This window comes from Stenotrophomonas sp. K-6, from assembly GCF_056861555.1.
Genome location: NZ_JBSPUC010000004.1, coordinates 270,561 through 292,658, shown reverse-complemented (window position 1 = coordinate 292,658; position 22,098 = coordinate 270,561). Strand labels below are relative to the sequence as shown.

Below are 22,098 nucleotides of genomic sequence, written 5' to 3'. Positions count from 1 at the left end.
AGGTCGATCCATCACCTGATAGGTCTGAATCGAGACGCTGGAGATATCGATTCAGTTCGCGACGGGCATTACAGCGTCTGCCAGGTCAGGCCTTCACCGCGCCGGTAGTAGACGTGCGAGGCCTTGCCGTACAGGGCGCTGGCCTGCACCAGCCCGAAGAAACGTCCGTCGGCACTGTTGCCGCGGTGGTCGCCGAGCATCAGCACCTGCCCGGCGGGCACGGTCAGGCCGGTGATGTCCGGGCCACCGCCCTGGCCCAGATCCAGCTGCGCCAGATGCTGACCGAAGTCTTCGATCTCACCCACCCCGGCCTGGGCCAGCGGATGGCCGTTGATGCTCAGGTGGCCATCGTGCAGCTCGACCCGATCCCCACCGACCGCCGCGATGCGCTTGATCAGCCGGGTGCCGTCCTGCGGTGAATCGAACACGGCCACGTCACCGCGCTGCGGCTGACCGGTGTGCAGCAGCTCCATCGAGGTGAACGGCAGGCGCACCCCGTAGGCGCGCATGTCCACCACCACCCGGTCGCCCGGCATCAGCGTGTGCTGCATCGAGCCGCTGGGCACCTGGTAGTGGTTGGCCAAGGTGTCGCGCGCCGCGGCGAGCAGGCCGAGCATCACCAGCAGCGGCAGAGCTTCCTTCTTCAGCCAGCGCAGCAGGCGGTGGTCGGTGGGGGCAGAGGCGACGGCGGGGGTGTCCATACGGGCGCTCCAGTGAGTATGTGGCTGTGACCGGACGGACGGCGGGCAAGTTCCCTGCCCCGCGCTGAAAAAGCTACGCACTGTTTACGCCGGGCCGGCCCGGCCGGCATCGCGGTTTTACGGGGCGCAGCCGCATCGTGGCGACACCGCGCCGAAGAGCGCTTCGAAGAGACGTTCCATGACCATCCTGCTGATCCGGCACACACCGTCGAACGCCGTGCCGGACGCGTCGCCGCTGCCTGCGCGGGTCGCCGGGCACCGCCTGGCCTGCCGCGACTGCGACTCCCTGCCGGCGCTGGTGCGCTGCCTGCAGCGCGCCCAGCGCAGCCGCCCGGCGCTGGTCCTGATCGCCACCGCAGCGGTCGATGCACCGCAATGGGCGCGCTACGGCCAGGCACTGCGCACCGCGCTGGACGACCTGCCGGCGCCGTACATCGAAATGGCCAGCAACGACGACGACGCGCTGGACGAGCACCTGCATCCGCAGCATGCCCCGGCCGCGCGGGTCGTCTGCAGCAGCGGCCGCCAGGATGCCTGTCGCCTGTCGTTGGCGATCGCCGCCCATCGCCTGCAGGCCGTGGAGGGCTGAGCCATGTCGATCTTCATCATCCGTGGGCCGGAAGCGACCGGGCAGCTGATCCGTACCGCGCAGCCGTTGCCGGCACTGGTCCTGAAATCCCTGGTGCACCGCGCGATCGATGCGGGCACCACGGTGGCGATCCGCGCCTGTGGCTCGGAGCAGGAACTGCTGGATGCGCTGCGCGTGGCCGACCACAGCCGCGGCGAAGTCACCCTGCTTGATCCCGGTGCATGCGTGGACAGCGCGCGCCTGCAGCGGCTGCTGCCGCATCTGCACAACGCTTATGTGGAAGTGCACGACGACGATGCGCGCGCCCCGGAGGCGTGCCTGCCGGCGGATGTGGGCCAGCGCATCGGCGTGGCGCGCGGGTACTGCGCGCAGAGTTACATGCACGCGCTGGAGATCGCGCTGGATCACCTGGGGTGCAGTGAGATCGCCGAGGGCGTGCACGTGGGGACGTGATGCGCCGGGTCGGTGGGGCGGGCGCTGGGGTCCTATGCCCTTGGAGGCGAAATAAAGGGGGAGGGGGCGGCCGCAGGCCGACGCCGGAGGACATTCGCCGGAAAGGGCATAGGGGCCCAGCGCCCGCCCCAGCGGAGCAGCAACCCAAAAAAAACGGCAGGGTTTCCCCTGCCGTTTTCGTTTCAGCGTGGACCGGTGGCAGGCGTACCGACCAACGGTCGGTACCTACCGGGATGCCGCGATTACTTCAGCCCACGATTGACCAGCAGCGGTTCCACCGACGGCTCCTTGCCGCGGAACTCGCGGTACAGATCGGCCAGCTCCACGCTGTTGCCGCGCGAGAGGATCTTGTCGCGGAACACCTGACCGTTCTCCGGGGTCAGGCCGCCGTTCTCCTTGAACCACTCGAAGGCGTCATGGTCGAGCACTTCGGCCCAGAAGTAGGCGTAGTAACCGGACGAATACCCGCCACCCCAGATGTGATCGAAGTAGCTGGTGCGGTAGCGCGGCGGCACCTGCGGCAGGTCGACCTTGAACTTCTTCAGCGCGGCCGCTTCAAACGGCGCGACGTCCTGCAGCTTGGCGTCGGCCGGCTGGGTGTGCCAGGCCAGGTCGAGCAGTGCCGCCGAGAGATACTCGGTGGTCGCATAGCCCTGATTGAAGGTGCGGGCCTTGAGGATCTTGTCGACCAGCGCCTGCGGCATCGGCTCGCCGGTCTTGTAGTTCTTGGCGTAGTTGGCGAAGACCTTCGGGTCCAGCGCCCAATGCTCGTTGAACTGCGAGGGGAACTCGACGAAATCGCGCGAGGTGCTGGTGCCGGCGATGGACGGGTACTTCACCTTCGAGAACATGCCGTGCAGCGCATGGCCGAACTCATGGAACATCGTGGTCACGTCATCGAAGCTCAGCAGCGCGGGCTGGCCGGCGGCGGGCTTGGTGAAGTTGCACACGTTGTAGACCACCGGCTTGGCACCGGTCAGGCCGTCCTGTTCGACGAACACGTCCATCCAGGCGCCGCCGGACTTGCTGTCACGCTTGAAGTAGTCGGTGTAGAACAGGGCCAGCGAGGTGCCGTCCTTGTCGAACACTTCGTAGACCTTCATGTCCGGGTGGTAGGTCGGGATGTCGGTACGCGGCTTGAAGGTGATGCCGTACAGCTGCGTGGCGGCGTAGAAGACGCCGTTCTGCAGTACGTTGTCCATCTCGAAATACGGCTTGATCTGCGATTCGTCCAGGTCGTACTGCGCCTTGCGCACCTGTTCGGCGTAGAAGTCCCAATCGGAGGCAGCGAGCTTGAAACCGCCCTTCTGCGCATCGATCACCTTCTGCATTTCGCTGATCTCACCACGCGCCTTGGCGGTGGCGGCCGGCACGGTGTCGGTCAGCAGCTTGAGCGCGGCGGCCGGGGTCTTGGCCATCTGGTCGGCCAGGCTGTAGGCAGCATAGTTCTCGAAGCCGAGCAGCTTGGCCTTCTGCGCGCGCAGCTGGGCCAGGCGCTGGATGGTCTCGCGCGTGTCGTTGGCGTCGCCCTTTTCGGCACGGGTTTCCGACGCCTTCAGCACCGCAGCACGCTGCTCGCGGTCGCTCAGCGAGCCGAGCACCGGCTGCTGGGTGGTGTTCTGCAGCGGCAGCAGGTACTTGCCCTCAAGGTTGCGGGCCTTGGCGTCGGCGGCGGCGGTGTTGATCGCATCCTCGTCCAGGCCGGCCAGCTTGGCCTTGTCATCGACCACCACGGCACCGGCGGCGGTCGCAGCCACCAAGCGAGTGTGGAACTGGGTTGCCAGCGTGGTTTCTTCCACGTTGAGCTTGCGCAGCGAGGCCTTGTCGGCATCGTTCAACTGCGCACCGGCGCGCACGAACTCCTGGTAGTCACGTTCGACCAGGCGCTTCTGCACCGGGTCCAGGCCCAGTGCGTCGCGCTGGTCGTAGATGGTCTTGATGCGGGCGAACAGCTTCGGGTCGAGGTTGATCTCGTCCTGGTGCTCGGCCAGCTTCGGGGCGACGTCTTCCTGGACCTTCTGGCGTGCATCGTTGGTGTCGGCCTGGACCAGACCGAAGAAGATGCGCGACACGCGGGTCAGGGTCTCGCCGCTGCGCTCCAGCGCTTCGATGGTGTTGTCGAAGGTGGCCGGCTCGGGGTTGTCGGCGATCTTGCGGACCTCGGCCAGGTGTTGCTTCATGCCTTCGTTGAAGGCCGGCAGGTAGTCACTGTCCTTGATCTTGTCGAACGGCGGCGCCTGGAACGGCAGCGTGCTGGCGCTCAACAGCGGGTTGGCGGATGCATCGGCCGGCTGCTGGGTCGGGGCGGGCTGGGTATCGGTCACGGGGGTGGACTCCTTGCCGGAACAGGCCGCCAGCGCCAGGCTGATGGCAGCGGCCAAAACTACGGTACGCGACATGAAACGGGCTCCTTGGATGAGGGCGCGGGACGGAAAATCCCGCAGCCGATCACCCTACTCCCAAAGCCCGCAGGCGGCATGTGCCGGTCGTGGCGCGTGGCTGTGCGGGCCGTGGGGGCTGCCCCGTCCGGCCCGCCCGGCGGCGCTCAGACGGTGCCGCGGGTCTTGCCCTGCCAGGGGCGGTAGTACTCACGGATCGCGGCCATGTCGGCCACGTCGTTGCCGGTGGGATGGAACAACGGGCCGATGCCGATGGTCTTTTCCGGGTAGTGGAAGTACGCGGCCAGCACCGGCACATCGGCCATGCGCGCGATCTTGAGGAAGCCGGCCTTCCAGTGCTGCACCGCCTTGCGCGTGCCTTCCGGGGTGATCGCGTACCACAGGCGGTCCGAGCCACGGATCAGGCTGACCGCCTGCTCCACGGTGCCCTGCGGCGAGCTGCGGTCCAGCGGGATGACGCCGAGCTTGCGCAGCAGCGGGCCCAGCGGCCACCAGAACAACGAGGCCTTGCCCAGCACCTTGACCTGCATGCCCAGGGCGATCTTGGCCGCCATGCCCCAGAAGCCGTCCCAGTTGGACGAATGCGGGGCGATGATGAACACCACTTTGGGCACATCGGGCAGGGTGCCGGTCACTTTCCATCCGCCCAGGCGCAGCGTGCAGCGGGCCAGCCAGCGGAGGAAGCGGTTCGGTTTGACCTGCGGCATGTTCGGCGGAACCACCGGCAACAGCGGACTTCGGTTGTTCAAGCAATCACTCCCAATTGCGTGTGGTGCGCCCGCGCTTGATCTGCGCGCGCCCCTTTTTGGCGTCCAGACGACGCAGTTTCGACCCGTAGGTCGGCTTGGTGGCCACGCGTGCCTTGGGCACGCTCAGCCCCGCCTGGATGAAGGCGGCCAGTCGATCGCGCGCGTCCTCGCGGTTACGGTCCTGGGTGCGGAAACGCTGTGCATCGATGACCAGCACGCCTTCGCCGGTCATGCGCCGGTCGCGGCGGGCCAGCAGGCGCGCGCGCAACGGCTCGGGCAACGACGGCGAACCGGCCACATCGAAGCGCAGTTCGACGGCGGTGGAGACCTTGTTGACGTTCTGGCCACCGGCGCCGCTGGCGCGCACGAACCGCTCGACGAGTTCCGTATCCGGAATCGTCAGGTGCGCGCTGATGGTGACTGGCCCGTTGCCCATGGGCCGCATTGTAAGGGGAGGACCGCCGGCTGGGTGACTGCAACGTGCGTGGATGTCGCCGATAACGTCCGCAAATACGGTCTGATGACGCCATCGCGGGTATTCTCCGGACTCCACGCAACGCAGGATGCTTCGCAATGTCCCTGATCCGACCGATGGCCCGCCGCGGCCTGACCCGCCTCACTCTGGCCCTGGCGCTGGGCCTGGCCGCGATCGCGCCGGCCATGGCTGCACCGCCGTCGGATGCCGACATCAACCGGCTGCTGGCCGCGTCGCGGGCGCAGAGCATGCTCGATACGATGCTGCCGCAGATCGAGGCGATGCAGCGCCAGCAGTTCCAGCAGGTAGCGCAGCAGCGTCAGCTGGATGCGACGCAGCAAGCGCAGCTGCAGCGGATCGAGCAGCGGACCAGCCAGACGGTGCGCCAGGCCCTGTCCTGGAAGGAGCTGCGGCCGATGTATGTGGATCTGTACAAGCAGACCTTCAGCAAGGAAGACGTGCTGGCGATGGCGGAGTTCTACGAGAGCTCGGCCGGGCAGAGCCTGTTGGACAAGACGCCGGCGCTGATGCAGAACGTGATGGTGGCGATCCAGGCCAAGATGCAGCCGCTGTTCGTGGATCTGCAGAAGGACCTGGAGGCGATCGTCAATGAGCCGACGCCGGCGGCCGCGCCGGCGAAGAAGTAATCGGTAGAGCCGACCGCTGGTCGGCTATCGCACGTCCCAGCCGAACAGATCCATCGCTTTGCGGAATTCGCCGTCCACCGGTGCGCTGATGTCCATCGGCGTGCCATCCGGATGCGGGAAGCGCAGGCGCTCGGCGTGCAGGAGCATGCGGTGGATGCCCTGCATGCGGAAGCTGCGGTTGTGGCGGCCGTCGCCGTGGCTGGTGTCGCCGATCAGGTGATGCGAGAGGTGCTTGAGGTGCCGGCGGATCTGGCGGAACCGGCCGGTCTGCGGCTGGCAGCGCAGCAGGGCGTAGCGTGAGGTCTCGAACTCGCCCATCGGGATGGCGATCTCGCCCACGGCGACGCGCTGGAAGTGGGTGATCGCCTGCTTCTTGACCGGCTTGCCGGGGCCGCCATCGAGGTCGTGGTCGACGGTGAAGGCCTCTTCGGCCGGCCAGCCGCGGCAGATCGCCAGGTAGTCCTTGGTGACGTCCCCGCCCATCAGCGATTTGCCGAGCACGCTGGCGCTTTCGCGATCGAAGGCGAGCAGCAGGCAGCCACTGGTGGCGCGGTCCAGGCGATGGACCAGGAAGATCGGCTTGCCGAGCTGGTCGCGCAGGCGGTCGGCCAGGAAATCGTCTTCGCCCCGGGCCAGCTTGCTGTCGTGGACCATCAGCCCGGCGGGCTTGTTGACCACCGCGAGCTGGTCATCCAGATGCAGCAGCTGCAGCGGCGGAAGCGCCGCCACTGCCGCGGCCGGCGCAGCGGCGAGCAGATCGATCGCGCTCATCGGCGCCACCAGGCACTGGCCAGCGAGACCACCCCGGCCGCACCGCTCACCCAGCTCCACACCGGCGCATCGCCGAAGTACCAGCCACCGGGCTGCAGGCCATACAGCACCGCGGCGACGATCATCAGGCCGACGCCGGCGATCGCGGCCACCGCGCGCTTCTGCAGCTTCTGCAGGTTCTGGTTCAAGGCAACCAGATCCTGCGAGCGCATCGACAGCTCGTGGCCGCCCTCGACCTGCTGCTTCAGCCAGGCGTGTACCAGGCGCGGCATGTCCGGGGTGTGGGTCATGATTTCCGGCAGGCGCTTGCGCAGTTCCTTGAGCACGCGGCGCGGGCTGTAGCGCTCGCGCAGGATGCGTTCGAGCACGGGCCGCGCGACCGCCCAGATATCCAGCTGCGGATCGAGCTGGCGGCCGACGCCTTCGATGTTGAGCAGGGTCTTCTGCAGCAGGATCAGCTGCGGCTGCAGGGTGAGCTCGTATCGCTGGGCCACGCGGAACAGCTTGATCAGCACCTCGGCCAGCGAGATCTGCGACAGCGGGCGGGTGAAGTAGGGTTCGCACACCGAACGCGCGGCCGCTTCGAGTTCATCGATGCGCACGTTGTTGGGCATCCAGCCGGCTTCGACATGCAGCGCGGCCATGCGCCGGTAGTCCTTGTTGAAGATGGCCATGAAGTTCTCGGCCAGGTAGTACTGATCTTCTTCGGACAACTGGCCCATGATGCCGAAATCCAGCGCGATGAAGCGCGGGTTGTCGCGGCGCGCCGGATCGGTGTCGACCCAGATGTTGCCGGCGTGCGCATCGGCGTGGAAGAAGTTGTCGCGGAACACCTGGGTGTAGAACACCCGCACGCCCTTGGCGGCCAGCGCCTTGCGGTCGATGCCGGCCTTGTCCAGCGCGACGATGTCATCCGACGGAATGCCCCACACGCGCTCCAGGGTCAGCGCGCGCTCGGCGGTATGGCTCCAGATCACTTCCGGTACGTACAGATCGTCCGAGTCGATCCAGTTGCGACGCAGCACGCTGGCATTGGCGCCTTCGCGCTGCAGATCCAATTCGGCGGCCAGGGTGTTCTCGACTTCGGCGACCACTTCGCGCGGGCGGATCTTGTCGGCGCGCGGGTGCGCGCGTTCAATCAGCGCGGCGGCCGATTTGAGCAGCGCGATGTCCGCGTCGATCTGCTTTTCAATGTCCGGGCGCAGCACCTTGACCACCACCTGGCGGCCATCGGCGAGCGTGGCCGCGTGCACCTGCGCGATCGAGGCCGAGGCCAGCGGCTGCAGATCGAAGCTGGCGAAGGCTTCGCTGACCGGGCGGCCGAGCGCACGCTCGACGATGGCCTGCGCGGCGGCGCCGTCGAACGGCTTGACCCGGTCCTGCAGCAGGGTGAGTTCGTTGGCGACGTCGGCCGGGATCAGGTCACGGCGGGTGGAGAGGATCTGACCGAACTTGACGAAGATCGGGCCGAGGTCCTGCAGCGCCAGGCGCAGGCGCGCGCCGCGCGACTGTGCGGCGATGTCGGCCGAGGCACGGGGCACGAACGGCTTGGCCAGGCGCAGCCAGCGTTCGGCCGGGGTGCCCTGGAGCAGATCGTCGAGGCGGTAGCGCAGGATGATGCGGCCGATGCGGCTGGCCCGGAAGATCGCCTTCATGCGCCCACCTGCCGCAGGCGCTGGACGCGCACGGCCATGCGTTCAACGTCGTCGCGCATCACGTCCACATCGTCGTGGAAGGCATCCAGTTCTGCTCGGGGTACCACGTCGCGCGACTCCTCGGTGACAAATTCAGCGGCGCTGTGCGCCAGGTCGGACGCGCCGCGGCGCGCATGCTGCAGTGCCGAGCGCAGGGTGTTGGCGATCTGCACGCCCATCACCTCGCCGAACACGCGCACGAACGGCTGCTGCCAGTCCGGATCGAAACGGGTCGCCAGCTGCTGCAGGCGGCGGGCCAGCTCGGCATCGCCGGAGACCTTGACCCGCCCGGCCGGCGCATCACCGCCACGGCGTGCATTAGCCAGGAAGGGCAGCTGGGCCAGCACCCCGCCCAGCGTGCTGCGCACGGCCAGGTCCGGCTCCTGCTGCGGATCGACCGGGCCGACCGTGAGGCGCTCACCGTCCACCCCGATCCGCATCGCCAACGCAGGCGATTCCAGGGTCAGGGCGATGTGGCGGCCATCCAGCGCGGCCAGCGCGCTGCGGGTGTCCGGGTCCAGCGCCAGCGCGCGGTTGAGCGTGAGCTGCAGCGCATTGCCAGCCAGCGGCTTGAGGGAAGAGAGCAGGGAACGGGCCATCACCGCATTCTACCGTGTGCCCTTGAACGGCGGGCGTGCGCAAGCATCACGCGCCGCCACGCGGGCGGCGTCCGTCCCATCGACACCGCACACGCATTTTCCCGGACGCCGACTCGGTTCATGCTATGGCTTCCCAACACAGCGACAGGAGCGGCAACAGGCATGGGCAAGACCCGGGTAGGCATCATCTGTGGCGGCCGTTCGTCCGAGCACGAGGTCTCGCTGCAATCGGCGAAGAACATCCTCGATGCGCTGGACAAGGACCGCTTCGAGGTCACCCTGATCGGCATCGACAAGCAGGGCCAGTGGCACGTGAGCGACCCGCGCGACTTCCTGCTCAATGCCGGCGACCCGGCACGGATCGCGCTGCACCGCTCGGGCAATGCGGTGGCGGTGCGGCCGGGCCTGGAACGCCAGCAGCTGGTTCCGACCGATCCGGCCACCGCGCTGGAGCAGATCGACGTGGTGTTCCCGATCGTGCACGGCACGCTGGGCGAGGATGGATCGCTGCAGGGCCTGCTGCGCATGGCCAACCTGCCCTTCGTGGGCTCGGGCGTGCTGGGCTCGGCAGTGGCGATGGACAAGGACGTGGCCAAGCGCCTGCTCCGCGATGCCGGGCTCGCAGTGGCCCCGTTCGCCTGCTTCAATCGGGTCACTGCAGCGCGGGCCGATTACACCGCGCTGGTCGCCGCACTGGGCACGCCGCTGTTCGTGAAGCCGGCCAACCAGGGCTCCTCGGTGGGCGTGAGCAAGGTGCGCAACGCGGCGGAATTCCACACCGCCCTCGCGCTGGCGCTGTCGTTCGATCACAAGGCGCTGGTGGAATCGGCGATCGATGGCCGCGAGATCGAGTGCGCGGTGCTCGGCAACGAGCATCCCCAAGCCAGCGTCTGTGGCGAGGTGGTCGTCCACGATGATTTCTATTCCTACGACACCAAGTACATCAGCGAGACCGGTGCGGACATCGTGGTGCCGGCGGCCATTACCGATGCGCAGCAGTCCCGTATCCGGGAGATCGCCGTGCAGGCCTACCAGGCATTGGAGTGTGCGGGCCTGGCACGGGTGGATGTGTTCCTGACCGCGGCTGGCGAGGTCGTGATCAATGAGATCAACACGCTGCCCGGCTTCACCCGCATCAGCATGTACCCGAAGCTGTGGGCGGCCAGTGGGCTGGATTACACCGCGCTGATCACGCGGCTGCTGGAACTGGCGATGGACCGGCACGCGCACGAGCGCGATCTGCGCAGTGCCATCGCAACGACGGCCTGAACATCGTTGCCGATGTCAGGCCGTCATTATTTCCGCAGCGCGTCCCACGCCGGAGAGAGGTGGCGCGGGACGCGCCGGACACTAGGCCCGCTTGCGGAACATCGAAACCACAGCCAGGATCAGGAAAACGACGAACAGGATCCAGGCGACGTTGCTGGCGGCGCCGGCAATGCCCGAGAAACCAAGCACCGCCGCGATGATGGCGATGACAAAAAAGATGACGGCGTAATGCAGCATGTCGACCCTCGCGTTGATGCGTGCCGGAGTTGGCGTGGGGCCATGTTCACCAACCTGCGGTGTTCAGGGAGTGATGGAATCCTGTGCGTTCGATGAAGATGCCAGCCGGGCGAGCCCTTCTTCGATGCTGACCACGGGTACATAACCGAAGTCACGGCGGGCCGGTTCCATGCTGTACCAGTGCGGTGTGCACAGCTGCTCGGCCAGGAAGCGGGTCATCGGCGGCTCGCCGCGCAGGCGCAGCAGCGGCCACAGCCGCTCGCAGACCGCGCCGATCCGGTAGGCCGCCTTGAAGCTGATCGACTTCGTCACCGGTGGGGCATCCACCGCGGCCAGCAGCTTGTTGAGCAGTTCGCGCATTGGCAGCGGCTCGCCGTTGGAAATGAAGTACGCCTTGCCGGCGCAGGCCGCGCCCGGGGCCAGGTGTTCCAGGGCCAGGAAGTGGGCCAGCGCGGCGTTGTCGATGTAGGTGGTGTCCACCTTGTTCTGCCCATCGCCGACGAAGCGCAGGCGGCCGGCGCGGGCGCGCTCGGCCAGGCGCGGCACCAGCTGCTGGTCGCCCGGGCCCCAGATCAAGCGGGGGCGCAGCGCCACCGTGGCCAGCTGCGCATCGTTGGCCGCCAGCACGCGCTGCTCGGCGATGGCCTTGGTGGCCGCGTACGGCGCCTGGAAGTTCTCGCCATACGGCACCTCGTCCGCACCCAGGCCTTCGACGGGATGGGTGGCGCGATGGGTCACGCTGGGCGTGGAGGTGTAGACCAGCCTGCCCACGCCGTGTGCGCGGCAGGCGGCGATCACGTTGTCGGTGCCGACCACGTTGGCCTGATGATAGCTGTCATAGCTGCCCCAAGCGCCGGCCTTGGCCCCGTTGTGGAAGACCGCATCGACCCCGGCCACCGCGTGCAGCACCGCCTGCGCATCGGCCAGGTCGCCGCGGATCTGGCCCACGCCCATCGACTGCAGCGCGGGGTAGTGGCCGCGGTTGAACGCCAGCACCTGATGACCGCGCGCGATCAGCCCCTTGCACAGGGCCTGGCCGAGGAAGCCACCGCCGCCGGTAACGAGGATCTTCATGCGTGCTGCTCCAGTTGCGCGGTGGCCCAGACCGTGAGCTTCTCGCGGCCGATCTTGGCGTTGTGGCGGATGTCGACCGGGAAGCCCGGGTGCGGCAGGAACTGTTCGATGCGCGCGGTGTGCGCATGTGCGGCCGCTTCACGGCGCAGGCGCTCGACCAGGGCGGGCGACTCCACGGTGCCGGGCTGCAGTTCGTAACACAGCACCGGCCGCTGCCGGCCCGGCGCACCCACGCCGACCAGCGCGGTGCGGGCAATGCCGTCCAGCGCGTTGAACACCGGCTCCACCTGCTCGGTATACAGCGGCCCCTGCGCGGTTTCCACGCGCTGGGTCTTGCGCCCACAGAACCACAGCCGGCCCTGCGCATCGAAGTAGCCGACATCGCCCATCCGGTGCACGACCCGGGTGCTGCCATCGGCCAGAGTTTCGGTGATCTTCGCCGCCGCGGTGGCCTGCGGGCGGTTGAAGTAGCTGTCGGTGGCGGTCGGGCCGGCCACGGTGATCTCGCCCACCTCGCCGGTGACCAGCACGCGGGCCTGCGACCAACCTGGCAGCGGCGCGTCATCGATGGCGATGATGCGCACCTCGTTCGGCGCGACCACGCGGCCGACGCAGGTCCCGGCGCCGGCCTCGGTGGCCTGGCGGGTGTTCTCCAGCTCGCGGCCTTCGATCACCGCCACCGGCAGGCACTCGGTGGCGCCGTAGGGGGTCCAGAACTGGGCGTCATCAGGCAGCAGGCGGCGGATCCGCGCGACCACATCCGGCGGCACCGGTGCCCCGGCCGAGGTCACCCGGCGCACGCCGGGCAGCGGCTGGCCGTGATCGGCCAACACCCGCATCAGCGCCGGCGAGCCGAACAGCTGGGTGACGCCGAAGCGGGTGATGGCGTCGTGCAGCTTGCGCGGATCGGCCTGGGCCGGGCGGGTCGGGTCCATGTCCGGGATCACCGAGGTCAGCCCCAGTGCCGGATCGAACAGCGCGAACGGCGGGAAGGTCGGCAGGTCGACCCCGCCCGGTTCCATCCCGAAGGCAGCGCGCAGCAGCTCGACCTGGCCGACGAAATGTCGGTGACGGTAGACCACGCCCTTGGGCACGCCGGTGGAGCCGCTGGTGAACAGGATCGCCGCGACATCCTCGCCATCGGTCGGGGCCAGCGCCGGCGCCGCCGTGGCGCCCTGGGCTTCCAGCCGGGCCAGGGTGGTGCCACCCCAGCCCCAGCGGCGGCCGACGGTCACCAGCAGGCGCGCAGAGCGGCACCAGCGCAGCACCAGGCGCGCCACGTGCGCCAGGCCGATGCCGATGAAGGCCTCCGGCTGGGCCTCGTCCAGGCATTGCTTCAGCGCGCGCTTGTCGATGCCCGGGTCGACCAGCACCGGGACCGCGCCGATCTTGAACAGCGCGAACATCAGCAGGAAGAACTCCGGCGAGGGCCGCACCATCACCACCGCGCGCACGCCGCGGCCGATGCCGTGCGCGGCCAGGCCGGCCGCCATCGCGTCGCTGCGGGCGTTGAGGGTGCGGTAATCCAGGGTGATGTCATAACGCGCCATGCCGCCGGGCCCGGGCTTGCCGGGGCAGCGGATGGCGATCTGGTCGGGGCGTTCACGGGCCAGCTCGGGCAGGCGCGCGGCGATATTGATGGCGCTGTTCATCCGTTCATTGTCGCCGCTGCAGAAAAATCTTGCGCGCCGGCCGGTGGCGTGGAAAATTCGCGCCCTTCCCTCCTGCTTCGCTGCCGCCCAAGGCCGGTGCCCCATGCCCCATCCCTGCCTCACCTGCGGCGCCTGCTGCACCCAATACCGTGTGGCCTTCCATTGGATGGAATCGGACGAGGTCACCCCCGGTGGCGTCCCGCACGAGCTCACCCAGGTGCTGGACCCGCACCGGCTGTGCATGCGCGGGACCCTCTCCAAGCCGGTGTACTGCGTGGCGCTGGATGCGGAGATCGGCGTGTATTCGCGCTGCAGCATCCACCCCAACCGCCCCAGCGTGTGCCGAGAGGTGGATGCCTCGTGGGAGTATGGCAAGGCGAGCCCGCAGTGCGACAAGGCGCGCGTGGCGCACGGCATGCCGGCGTTGACCCTGGCCGACTGGCGCTGGCGGGACGAGGCGGGCAATGACGATGATCACCCCGATGACAACGGCAATTCGCCGGCACCGCCGCAGGCACCGATCGCGGCGTAACTGGCGGGCGCCCGGGGTTATGGCGCGAGGGCAGAAGCAGCCGACCAACGGTCGGCTCTACCGGTGACGGGATCGGATGCGACCCAGCGTCGATACCACACGATCAGATCGGGTTCGCGTCCAGAAACGCGCGGATCTTCGGCACCAGCACCTCGTGCTTGTCTTCCAGCACGTAGTGCCCGGCATCTTCGAAGGCATGCACCTGCGCCTGCGGCAGTGCGGCCTGGAAGCCCTTGAGGAAGTGGTGGTCGAACACGAAATCGCGCAGGCCCCAGCCGATGAAGGCGGGGCGGTCGGCGTAGCTGGGCAGGGTCTGGCCGGAACGCTCCAGCAGCGACCACGCCTTGTCGGCCGGTGACAGCGGAATGTCCTGCATGAAGCGGATGGTGCTGATGCGGTTGGCGTAGCTGTTGTACGGCGACACATAGGCGCGGCGCACCTCGGTCGGCATCTTCCGCTCCACGCCCAGCCACGAGGCACCGGACGAGAAGGCGTTGAAGGTGCGGATGATCCACTCACCCACCTTCCAGTGGCGGCCCAGCGCGATCTGCCACGGCATCTTCTTCGCGGCCGGCATCGGGAAGGCGGCGGTGTTGAGCACCACCAGCCGCTTGACCTGCGCGTGGTGCGACAGCGCCCAGCCGAAGCCGATCATGCCGCCCCAGTCGTGCACGGCCAGGGTCACCGGGCCGGTGATGCCCAAGTGCGCGAGCAGCGCGTCCAGGTCATCCACGCGCGACTGCAGGGTGTACTCGTAGTGCGCATCATCGGGCTTGTCCGACAGGCCCATGCCGATATGATCCGGCACGATGCAGCGGTATCTGTCCGACAAGCCGGCCACCAGAGTGCGCCAGTAATAGCTCCACGACGGATTGCCGTGGACCATCACCACCACCTCGCCATCGCGCGGGCCTTCGTCGAGATAGCTCATCGACAGGCCGGGGCGCACCTCGAAGCGGTGCGGATGGGCGGGGTAACCGGGCAGCTGGGGCATGCAAACGCACCTGTGAAAAGGGCCGGCAGAACCGGCCCTTGATGTTCAATTCCAACGCCGCAGCAGGCTGCGGCGACTGGTTTACCAGACCACTTCGGCCATCGAGCAGTTCAGGCCCGAGCCGATGCCGAGCAGCGCGATGCGATCGCCCTTCTTCAGCTTGCCCAGCTGCTTGAGCTTGCTCAGCACGATCGGCACCGAGGCCGGACCGATGTTGCCGTGCTCACCGAAGATCGTCATCACCTTCTTCGGGTCGATCCCGAAGTTCTTGATGAAGGCGGCGGTGTGAGGCTGGCTGACCTGGTGGATCACGAACTGGTCCAGTTCCTCCACGGCCCAGCCCAGTGCTTCACGGGCGGCGACGAAGGTCTTCTGCGCCAGCTTGATGCCTTCGATCAGCAGCATGCGGGTATCGGTGACCATGCGGTCCAGGTTGCCGCGGCACAGCTGGTTCCACTCGGTGGCCGAGCGGGTCACGCCACCACGATAACGCGGGGCATCGGGCACCAGCTCGGTGCGCGCCATGACCATCGCCGCGGCACCGCAGCCCAGGGTCAGGGCGGCCATCTCGTTGCGGAAGTCATCGGCGGTCACGCCCGGCAGGGCCATGCGCTCGAGGGTCTTCTCGTACACCAGGTTGGCGGTTTCACCGTCGACGATCAGCGCGTAGTCGATCTCGCCGCGTTCCAGCATGCGGGCGGCGATGTCCATGCCGTTGATGAAAGCCAGGCAGGCATTGGCGACGTCGAAGGTCATGCATTCGTCGCCGACCCCCAGGTTGCCCGAGACGATGCTGGCCGTGGACGGCTCCAGATAGTCGCGGCTGACCGAGGTGTTGACCAGCAGGCCGATCTTGTCGGCGCCGATCCCGGCGTCTTCCAGTGCTTTGCGGGCGGCCAGCGTGGCGGCGTCGGAGGCCAGCATGTCGGCATCCCACAGGCGGCGGGCATGGATGCCCGCGATATCGCCGAGCACATCGGTACGGATGCCAAGGCGATCCAGCGTCGGCTTCAGCCGTTCGTTGATTTCCTTGGACGTCAGCGTGTGCGGCGCGTCGATGTGCGCCAAGCCGGCGATCGAGACATTCTTGAAGAGCATCAGTTAGCGCCAAGGCTCAGGCAAAGGGGGCGCTATTGTAAGCCGGCACGGGTTTCACCGCACCTTTACGAATTCACGCCCGGGCGTATGGTCCGGGCGTGGGGTGAAGGGTTCAGCGTGGCGGGCACTGGAAGGCCAGGAAACGCTGGCTGCCATCGGCGGGCAGGCCCGAGGCCTGCACGGCATTGGCACCGGCACTGGGCGCCTCGTTGCGGGCCAGGGTTTCCAGCTCTTCCTGCACGCGCAGCGGGTTGCGGTTGTAGAAGCCGACCTTGCTCTTCACGGTGACCACCACCTCGCCCTTGCTCTGGCAGCCACTCGGCGAGGGACCGGCCGGCAGCACGCGGACCGTCTTGCCGGAGGACTCGATCGGGACCCAGGTGCAGGCGGAAACGCTGAGGATCAGGGCGGACAGAAGCAGAATGCGCATGGACAAGGCCTGGCTGGAATACGTAAGGGAGTGTGCGGGAAACAACTGAATCGCGGGTGATCAGGTGCCGGGGAATCCCCTGGCACCTGATGGCGGGCCGGCGCGATTGCCGGCCAGCGGCCGGCGTTACCGGGCCTTGGGCGCCGCGGCCGGAGCAGCCGGCGTCTCGACCGCCTTGCCTTCGGCATCGATCACCTGCACCTGGCCGAGGTTGAGCGCACGCACCGGTGCCTCGGTCTGCTTGAGGTCACCCACCACCACCCAGGTCAGGGTCTTCGGGTCCAGCGTGGCCGCGGCCTGCTGCACCTGCGCCGGGGTCATCGCCTCGATCTCGGCCTTGCGCTTGAACACATAGTCGTCCGGGCGCTGGTACCGCACGATGCCGCTGATGGTGCCCATCACCGCGCTGGCGGTCTCGTAGGCGCCGGGCAGGCTCAGGTTCTGGATGTTGCGGATGCGGGTGACTTCCGCAGCGGTTGCCGGCTCGGTGCCGTCGGCAAATGCCGCGATTTCCTTGCCCATCTCCTTCATCGCCTCGGCGGTCTTGTCGATCTGCACCGGCGCCACGGCCATCCACGGGCGTTGGCCCAGGGTGCTGCTGGCGGTGGTGCGGGCGCCGTAGGACCAGTGCTTGTCCTCACGCAGGTTCATGTTCAGGCGCGAGGTGAAGTCACCGCCCAGCACGCCGTTGGCGATATCGAAGCGGGTCGCGCCGGGGTCCATGGTCGAGGGCACCACCTGACTGGCGAACAGGTTGGCCTGCACCGCGCCCGGCTGGTCGATCAGATACACGCGGGCCTGCGCCGGCCGTGCCACGGCGACCGGGGCCTTGACCTGCGGCGCCGGGCCCTCGGCCTTCCAGTTGCCGAGCTGGCGCTCCAGCAGGGGCACGATCTCCTTCAGCGTGGTGTCGCCGACCACGATCAACGTGCCCTGCTCCGGGCGCAGCCACTCACGGTGGAAATCGACCAGGTCTTCGCGGGTCATGGACTGGATGTCCACTTCATTGCCGCTGCCGGTGAACGGGATGGCATAGGGATGGCCGGCGCCGTACAGCAGCGTCGGCATCACCCGCATCGCGACCGCGCTGGGGTTGACCTTTTCCTGCTGGATGCCGGCGATCCAGGTCGCCTTGATGCGATCGATCTCGCTCTGGTCGAAGCGAGGCTGGCGCAGCATGTCGGCGTACAGGGCCAGCGACGGAGCCAGGTTTTCCTTCAGTGCGGACAGATACACGCTGGTGCTGTCCAGCGAGGCGGAAGCATCCAGTTTGGCGCCCAGTGCGTCGGCCGCATCGGCGAACGGCAGTGCGCCGAGCTTGCCGGCACCTTCGGTGAGCAGGCCCATGGTGAAGTTGGCGGTGCCGGACTTGCGGCCCTGGTCGGCGGTGAAGCCACCCGGGAATTCATAGCTGAACTGCACGACCGGAATGTCATGACGCTCGGCCAGGATCACCTGGGTGCCGTTCTTCAGCGTGGCCCGGTGCAGTTCCGGGAACTTCAGGTCCGGGAAGGTTTTGGTCTGCGGCACGCCGGTGCTGCGGTCGACCTGCTTGGCCAGGGTCGTGAACGCGGGATCCACCGCGGGCACGGTGAACGGCTTGGGCGTTTCCGACGGCAGTTCGGCCAAGGCAACGCGCGCGCCCGGTTCCACCACGATGGTGTGGTCGCCCACGCCCAGCCACTTGGCGCCGACATCACGCACCTGCGCAGCGGTGGCCGCATCGATGGTGGCCAACGACTTGCGGAAGCAGCCCGGGTCGCCTTCGTACACGGTGCACTCGGCCAGTGCGTCGGCCTTGCCGCCGAACCCGCCGATGCGCTCGATGCCGCGGATGAAACCGGCGCGGAAGGCGGTCTTGCCACGGCTCAGCTCATCGGCGGTCGGACCGTCCTTGGCCAGGCGCTTCACTTCCTCATCGATGATCGCCTCGACCTTGGCCGGGTCCACGCCCTGCTTGACGCTGGCCATGATCACGAAGTTCGAGCCCAGCTGCGAGCTGTAGGCGCCGGCGCTGATGTTGTCCACCAGCTTGTCCTGGTGCAGCAGGCGCTGATCCAGACGCGAGGACTTCGCGCCGCCGAGGACCTGCGCGAACAACTGCAGCTGATCGATGTCGGTGGTGCCGACCTGGGCGACGTTCCAGGCACGGTAGATGCGCGCCTGCGGCACCTTGTCGGTCATCACCTCACGCGTGCTCTTCTCACGCTTGGCCACGTCCACCTTCGGCTGGGCCATGCTCGGGCCGGCCGGGATGTCGCCGAAGTACCTGGCGACCTTTTCCTTCGCCGTGGCCACGTCGATGTCGCCGGCCAGCACCAGCACCGCGTTGTTCGGGCCGTACCAGGTGCGGAACCAGGTCTTCACGTCATCCAGCGAGGCGGCGTTGAGATCGTTCATCGAGCCGATCACGCTGTGGTGATACGGGTGCCCTGCCGGGTACATCGCGCGGGTCAGCTTTTCCCAGACCTGGCCATAGGGCTGGTTCTCGCCCTGGCGCTTCTCGTTCTGGACCACACCGCGCTGTTCGTCCAGCGCCGCCTGGTCGATCGCTCCGAGCAGATGGCCCATGCGGTCGGACTCCATCCACAGCGCCATGTCCAGCGCGGTGGTGGGCACGTTCTCGAAGTAGTTGGTGCGGTCGGTATTGGTGGTGCCGTTCTGGCCGGTCACGCCGACCTGCTTGAAGGGCTCGAAATACTCGCCATCGTGGTTTTCGCTGCCCTGGAACATGAGGTGTTCGAACAGGTGCGCAAAGCCGGTGCGGCCAGCGGGCTCGTCCTTGCTGCCCACGTGGTACCAGATGTTGACCGCCACGATCGGCGCCTTGCGGTCGGTGTGCACCACCACGCGCAGGCCGTTGGGCAGGGTGAACTGCTCGAACGGAATGTCGACCTTGGCCACCGTGGCCGGCTTGGCCAGGACCGGTGCGGGCGCGAGCGAGCCCAGTGCGGCGGAGAGCGCGACAGCCAGCAGCGCAGCACGCGGTCGAAGTTGGACGGTCATTCCGGTTCCTTGGTCATGAAAGTGAAGCCGGATGCTAGCGCGCCGCCCGGACAAAAGGCATCGGCCAACAGTCATTGGGGCCGTAACCAACCGCCGCGACGCGATCCCCGCGGACATCTGTCCGGACAGCGGACACCCGAATATCGACAAAAACCCTTTTAAATCAGCACCTAAAAGTTGGCACGCGACCTGCGTGGTACTGGCCAAGGGAAGCAAGGATCAAACCGAAACTGACTGGGTGCTGAACACAAACAAGAAAGTTCAAATTGTTCTTGCAAGCCCCGAATCGGTGTACTACCTTACTACCACACCACTGCTCACCAACACTAAACAGGACCTCACCATGAACACCAAGACGCTCGCCATCGCCATCGCCTTTGCCGCCGGTTTCGCATTTGCTTCGTCGGTGCAGGCCGCCCCCGCCATCGTCACCCTGGACACCGTGCAGGTCCGCCCGTCGGCCGACCAGATCGCCCAGGCCGAGGTTGAGCGCACCAGCAGCATCCCGACCCTGGCCGTCGTGGAAGTCCGCCCGACCGCTGGCCTGATCGCCGATTACCGCGCCGAACTGACCGCCAACCGCCGCGTCACCACCCTGGCCGCCATCGACGTGCGCCCGACCGCCGAACAGCGCCAGGCCCTGGCTGCCGAACAGACCACCGCCCGCGGCTACGTCGCCACCTTCACCGCTGCCGCCACCGCGGTGGCCAACGAAGTGATCATCAACCTGCCGACCCTGCAGGTGCGTCCGTCACCGGCCGATCTGCAGGCGCTGGCCCTGGAAACCGCTGCGGCCGCCGCCTCGACCGCTGCCTCGACCCTGATCCGCCAGTAAGCCGTCGCTGCAGCCTCCTGCAGCCACGGCGTACACTTTGCCGATGACTGCCACGCCCACGTTCCACGTCGTCCTGTTCCAACCCGAAATCCCGCCGAACACCGGCAATGTGATCCGCCTCTGCGCCAACACCGGCGCGCGGCTGCACCTGATCGAGCCGCTCGGTTTCGACCTGAGCGACAAGCAGCTCAAGCGCGCCGGCCTGGACTATCACGAATACGCCCGACTGCAGGTCCATCCAGATCTGGAGACCGCCCTGCAGGTGATTGCGCCCAAGCGCCTGTTCGCGCTGAGTACCCGCGGCAGCGTGCGTTATGACACCCCGCAGTTTGAAGATGGCGATGCCTTCCTGTTCGGCCCGGAAACCCGTGGCCTGCCCCAGGATCTGCTCGACAGCCTGCCCCACGGCCGCCGCCTGCGCCTGCCGATGCGACCGGACAACCGCAGCCTCAACCTGTCCAACACCGTTGCGGTGGTGATGTACGAGGCGTGGCGCCAGAACGGGTTTGCCGGCGGGGAATGACTCAGAAAGCGTTGATGCCCGTGAGCTCGCGCCCGATCACCAGCTGGTGCACGGTCTCGGTGCCCTCGTAGGTGATGACCGATTCCAGATTGAGCGCATGCCGGATCGCCACGTGCTCGGTGGTGATGCCCGCCCCGCCGAGCAGATCGCGGCACTCGCGCGCGATATCGATCGCCATGCGGCAGTTGTTCCACTTGGCCAGGCTCACCTGCTGCGGCTGCAGCTGGCCAGCATCCTTCAGACGCCCCAGCTGCAACGCCAGCAACTGCGCGGTGGTGATCCGGCGCGCCATATCGGCCAGTTTGATCTGCGCACTCTGCGTGGCGGCCACCGGCCGGCCGAACAGCACGCGCTGCTTGGTGTAATCCAGTGCTTCATCCAGACACGCCACTGCGGCACCGATCGGCCCCCAGCTGATGCCGTAGCGCGCCTGGTTCAAACAGCCCAGCGGGCCTTTGAGGCCCTGCACGTTGGGCAGGCGGTTACGGTCGGGCACGCGCACGTTGTCGAAGAACAACGCACCGGTGAGCGAGGCGCGCAGGCTCATCTTGTGCTTGATCTCCTGCGTGGTGAAGCCGGCCATGCCCTTCTCCAGCACGAAGCCCTGGATGCCATCGTCGGTATGCGCCCACACGATCGCGATGTCGGCCACCGGCCCGCTGGTGATCCACATCTTGCTGCCGTTGATCAGCCAGTCGCTGCCATCGCGGACGGCGCGGGTCTTCATCGCCGCCGGATCGGAACCACCATGCGCCTCGGTCAGGCCGAAACAGCCGATCACCTTGCCGGTGGCCATGTCCGGCAACCAGCGCAGCCGCTGCTCTTCGCTGCCGTAGGCGTAGATGGGGTACATGCACAGCGAGCTCTGCACCGAGACGAAGCTACGCAGGCCCGAATCACCACGCTCCAGTTCCTGGCAGATCAAGCCGTAGCTCACCGCGTTCAGTCCGCCGCCGCCGTACTGCTCGGGCAGGCTGGAGCCGAGCAGCCCGAGCGCGGCGATTTCCGGGATCAGCTCGTCCGGGAATCGCCCCTCGTCGAAGGCATCACCGATGATCGGCAGCACCCGCGTGTCGGTGAAGCGCGCCACCGTCGCCTGCACCGCGCGTTCCTCCTCGCTGAGCAGCGAACGGGTATCGAACAGATCGAACGGATTCAGTGACATGGCATCCCGGCAGGTGGCGGTGGAACAGAGCCCCATTGTGGTCGCTGCGCGGGTAGGGGCCAAGGGACGGGAGGCGGCGCTCATTGCTGCGTCGCACCATATTGGCATCGATCGCGCACCAACACCGCTGTCATCGTCGGCGATCTAGGCTTAAATGCGTCGTGCCGGTACTCTGGCGCACTGATCCACCGTTTCGCCGTGGTGTG

22 protein-coding genes are annotated in these 22,098 nt (G+C 67.4%); 7 read left to right on the top strand and 15 right to left on the bottom strand.

Going from position 1 to position 22,098, the window contains the following annotated elements; genetic code table 11:
• Positions 1 to 68: 68 nt before the first annotated feature.
• Positions 69 to 701, bottom strand: a complete 633-nt coding sequence (gene lepB, locus AC13F7_RS14255) for a signal peptidase I (RefSeq protein ID WP_481467855.1) — start codon at positions 699 to 701, stop codon at positions 69 to 71.
• A gap of 178 nt (positions 702 to 879) precedes the next feature.
• On the opposite strand from lepB, the gene AC13F7_RS14250 reads away from it, so the two are divergent.
• Positions 880 to 1,290: a hypothetical protein gene (locus AC13F7_RS14250; RefSeq protein WP_353085181.1), complete on the top strand. Its 411-nt coding sequence runs from the start codon at positions 880 to 882 to the stop codon at positions 1,288 to 1,290.
• Positions 1,291 to 1,293: 3 nt separating this feature from the next.
• On the top strand, positions 1,294 to 1,743 hold the full coding sequence (locus AC13F7_RS14245) for a 3-dehydroquinate dehydratase (protein ID WP_353085183.1): 450 nt from the start codon (positions 1,294 to 1,296) through the stop codon (positions 1,741 to 1,743).
• A 242-nt stretch (positions 1,744 to 1,985) separates the two neighbouring features.
• Here the strand turns inward: AC13F7_RS14245 and dcp are convergent, their stop codons facing one another.
• The 3 genes from dcp to arfB form a co-directional block, all read right to left on the bottom strand.
• Positions 1,986 to 4,142 carry a peptidyl-dipeptidase Dcp gene (dcp, locus tag AC13F7_RS14240; protein WP_483001543.1) on the bottom strand — a complete coding sequence of 719 codons (2,157 nt, stop codon included), beginning with the start codon at positions 4,140 to 4,142 and terminating at the stop codon, positions 1,986 to 1,988.
• A 146-nt stretch (positions 4,143 to 4,288) separates the two neighbouring features.
• Positions 4,289 to 4,849 carry a lysophospholipid acyltransferase family protein gene (locus AC13F7_RS14235; RefSeq protein WP_259260783.1) on the bottom strand — a complete coding sequence of 187 codons (561 nt, stop codon included), beginning with the start codon at positions 4,847 to 4,849 and terminating at the stop codon, positions 4,289 to 4,291.
• A 46-nt stretch (positions 4,850 to 4,895) separates the two neighbouring features.
• Entirely contained in the window at positions 4,896 to 5,327 is a 432-nt protein-coding gene (gene arfB / locus AC13F7_RS14230) for an alternative ribosome rescue aminoacyl-tRNA hydrolase ArfB (RefSeq protein WP_121044396.1), read from the bottom strand.
• Between the two features lie 137 nt (positions 5,328 to 5,464).
• Here arfB and AC13F7_RS14225 point away from each other — a divergent pair, with 137 nt between their 5' ends.
• A complete protein-coding gene (locus AC13F7_RS14225; protein WP_481467850.1) occupies positions 5,465 to 6,013 on the top strand; it encodes a DUF2059 domain-containing protein in 549 nt (182 codons plus the stop codon).
• Between the two features lie 24 nt (positions 6,014 to 6,037).
• Here the strand turns inward: AC13F7_RS14225 and AC13F7_RS14220 are convergent, their stop codons facing one another.
• From AC13F7_RS14220 to AC13F7_RS14210, 3 genes are read right to left on the bottom strand one after another with little or no spacing between them, the layout of a single operon-like run.
• On the bottom strand, positions 6,038 to 6,784 hold the full coding sequence (locus AC13F7_RS14220) for a pseudouridine synthase (RefSeq protein WP_483001537.1): 747 nt from the start codon (positions 6,782 to 6,784) through the stop codon (positions 6,038 to 6,040).
• Entirely contained in the window at positions 6,781 to 8,439 is a 1,659-nt protein-coding gene (gene ubiB, locus AC13F7_RS14215; protein WP_483001533.1) for a ubiquinone biosynthesis regulatory protein kinase UbiB, read from the bottom strand. The genes AC13F7_RS14220 and ubiB overlap by 4 nt, the downstream gene beginning before the upstream one ends.
• Positions 8,436 to 9,077, bottom strand: a complete 642-nt coding sequence (locus AC13F7_RS14210; protein ID WP_019184871.1) for a ubiquinone biosynthesis accessory factor UbiJ — start codon at positions 9,075 to 9,077, stop codon at positions 8,436 to 8,438. Before AC13F7_RS14210 ends, ubiB begins: the two co-directional genes overlap by 4 nt.
• Positions 9,078 to 9,239: 162 nt before the next feature.
• On the opposite strand from AC13F7_RS14210, the gene ddlA reads away from it, so the two are divergent.
• Positions 9,240 to 10,346, top strand: a complete 1,107-nt coding sequence (ddlA, locus tag AC13F7_RS14205) for a D-alanine--D-alanine ligase (protein ID WP_483001529.1) — start codon at positions 9,240 to 9,242, stop codon at positions 10,344 to 10,346.
• 81 nt (positions 10,347 to 10,427) lie between these two features.
• Here the strand turns inward: ddlA and AC13F7_RS14200 are convergent, their stop codons facing one another.
• The 3 genes from AC13F7_RS14200 to oleC form a co-directional block, all read right to left on the bottom strand.
• Positions 10,428 to 10,583, bottom strand: coding sequence for a DUF1328 domain-containing protein (locus AC13F7_RS14200; RefSeq protein WP_481467841.1), 156 nt, complete (start codon positions 10,581 to 10,583; stop codon positions 10,428 to 10,430).
• A 63-nt stretch (positions 10,584 to 10,646) separates the two neighbouring features.
• Positions 10,647 to 11,657, bottom strand: a complete 1,011-nt coding sequence (gene oleD / locus AC13F7_RS14195) for a 2-alkyl-3-oxoalkanoate reductase (protein ID WP_481467839.1) — start codon at positions 11,655 to 11,657, stop codon at positions 10,647 to 10,649.
• Positions 11,654 to 13,309, bottom strand: coding sequence for an olefin beta-lactone synthetase (gene oleC / locus AC13F7_RS14190; protein ID WP_483001524.1), 1,656 nt, complete (start codon positions 13,307 to 13,309; stop codon positions 11,654 to 11,656). The genes oleD and oleC overlap by 4 nt, the downstream gene beginning before the upstream one ends.
• 103 nt (positions 13,310 to 13,412) lie before the next feature.
• Between oleC and AC13F7_RS14185 the strand changes: the two genes are divergently transcribed.
• On the top strand, positions 13,413 to 13,841 hold the full coding sequence (locus AC13F7_RS14185; RefSeq protein ID WP_121044414.1) for a YkgJ family cysteine cluster protein: 429 nt from the start codon (positions 13,413 to 13,415) through the stop codon (positions 13,839 to 13,841).
• Between the two features lie 103 nt (positions 13,842 to 13,944).
• Here AC13F7_RS14185 and AC13F7_RS14180 read toward each other — a convergent pair whose 3' ends face one another.
• The 4 genes from AC13F7_RS14180 to AC13F7_RS14165 all read right to left on the bottom strand — a co-directional run bounded on the left by AC13F7_RS14180 (position 13,945) and on the right by AC13F7_RS14165 (position 19,369).
• Positions 13,945 to 14,835, bottom strand: coding sequence for an alpha/beta fold hydrolase (locus AC13F7_RS14180; protein WP_483001517.1), 891 nt, complete (start codon positions 14,833 to 14,835; stop codon positions 13,945 to 13,947).
• 81 nt (positions 14,836 to 14,916) lie between these two features.
• Entirely contained in the window at positions 14,917 to 15,933 is a 1,017-nt protein-coding gene (locus tag AC13F7_RS14175; protein WP_019184878.1) for a 3-oxoacyl-ACP synthase III, read from the bottom strand.
• 112 nt (positions 15,934 to 16,045) lie between these two features.
• A complete protein-coding gene (locus AC13F7_RS14170) occupies positions 16,046 to 16,363 on the bottom strand; it encodes a DUF4156 domain-containing protein (RefSeq protein ID WP_483001512.1) in 318 nt (105 codons plus the stop codon).
• 126 nt (positions 16,364 to 16,489) lie between these two features.
• Positions 16,490 to 19,369: a M16 family metallopeptidase gene (locus AC13F7_RS14165; protein WP_483001509.1), complete on the bottom strand. Its 2,880-nt coding sequence runs from the start codon at positions 19,367 to 19,369 to the stop codon at positions 16,490 to 16,492.
• Between the two features lie 343 nt (positions 19,370 to 19,712).
• On the opposite strand from AC13F7_RS14165, the gene AC13F7_RS14160 reads away from it, so the two are divergent.
• Positions 19,713 to 20,204 carry an XAC0231 family protein gene (locus AC13F7_RS14160; RefSeq protein ID WP_483001505.1) on the top strand — a complete coding sequence of 164 codons (492 nt, stop codon included), beginning with the start codon at positions 19,713 to 19,715 and terminating at the stop codon, positions 20,202 to 20,204.
• Positions 20,205 to 20,247: 43 nt separating this feature from the next.
• The gene (gene trmL, locus AC13F7_RS14155; protein ID WP_483001503.1) at positions 20,248 to 20,727 is read left to right on the top strand and encodes a tRNA (uridine(34)/cytosine(34)/5-carboxymethylaminomethyluridine(34)-2'-O)-methyltransferase TrmL; all 480 of its coding nucleotides are present in this window, start codon (positions 20,248 to 20,250) and stop codon (positions 20,725 to 20,727) included.
• Between the two features lies 1 nt (position 20,728).
• Here trmL and AC13F7_RS14150 read toward each other — a convergent pair whose 3' ends face one another.
• Complete coding sequence (locus AC13F7_RS14150; RefSeq protein WP_481467829.1) at positions 20,729 to 21,892, bottom strand: acyl-CoA dehydrogenase family protein; 1,164 nt, start codon at positions 21,890 to 21,892, stop codon at positions 20,729 to 20,731.
• Positions 21,893 to 22,098 lie beyond the last annotated feature (206 nt).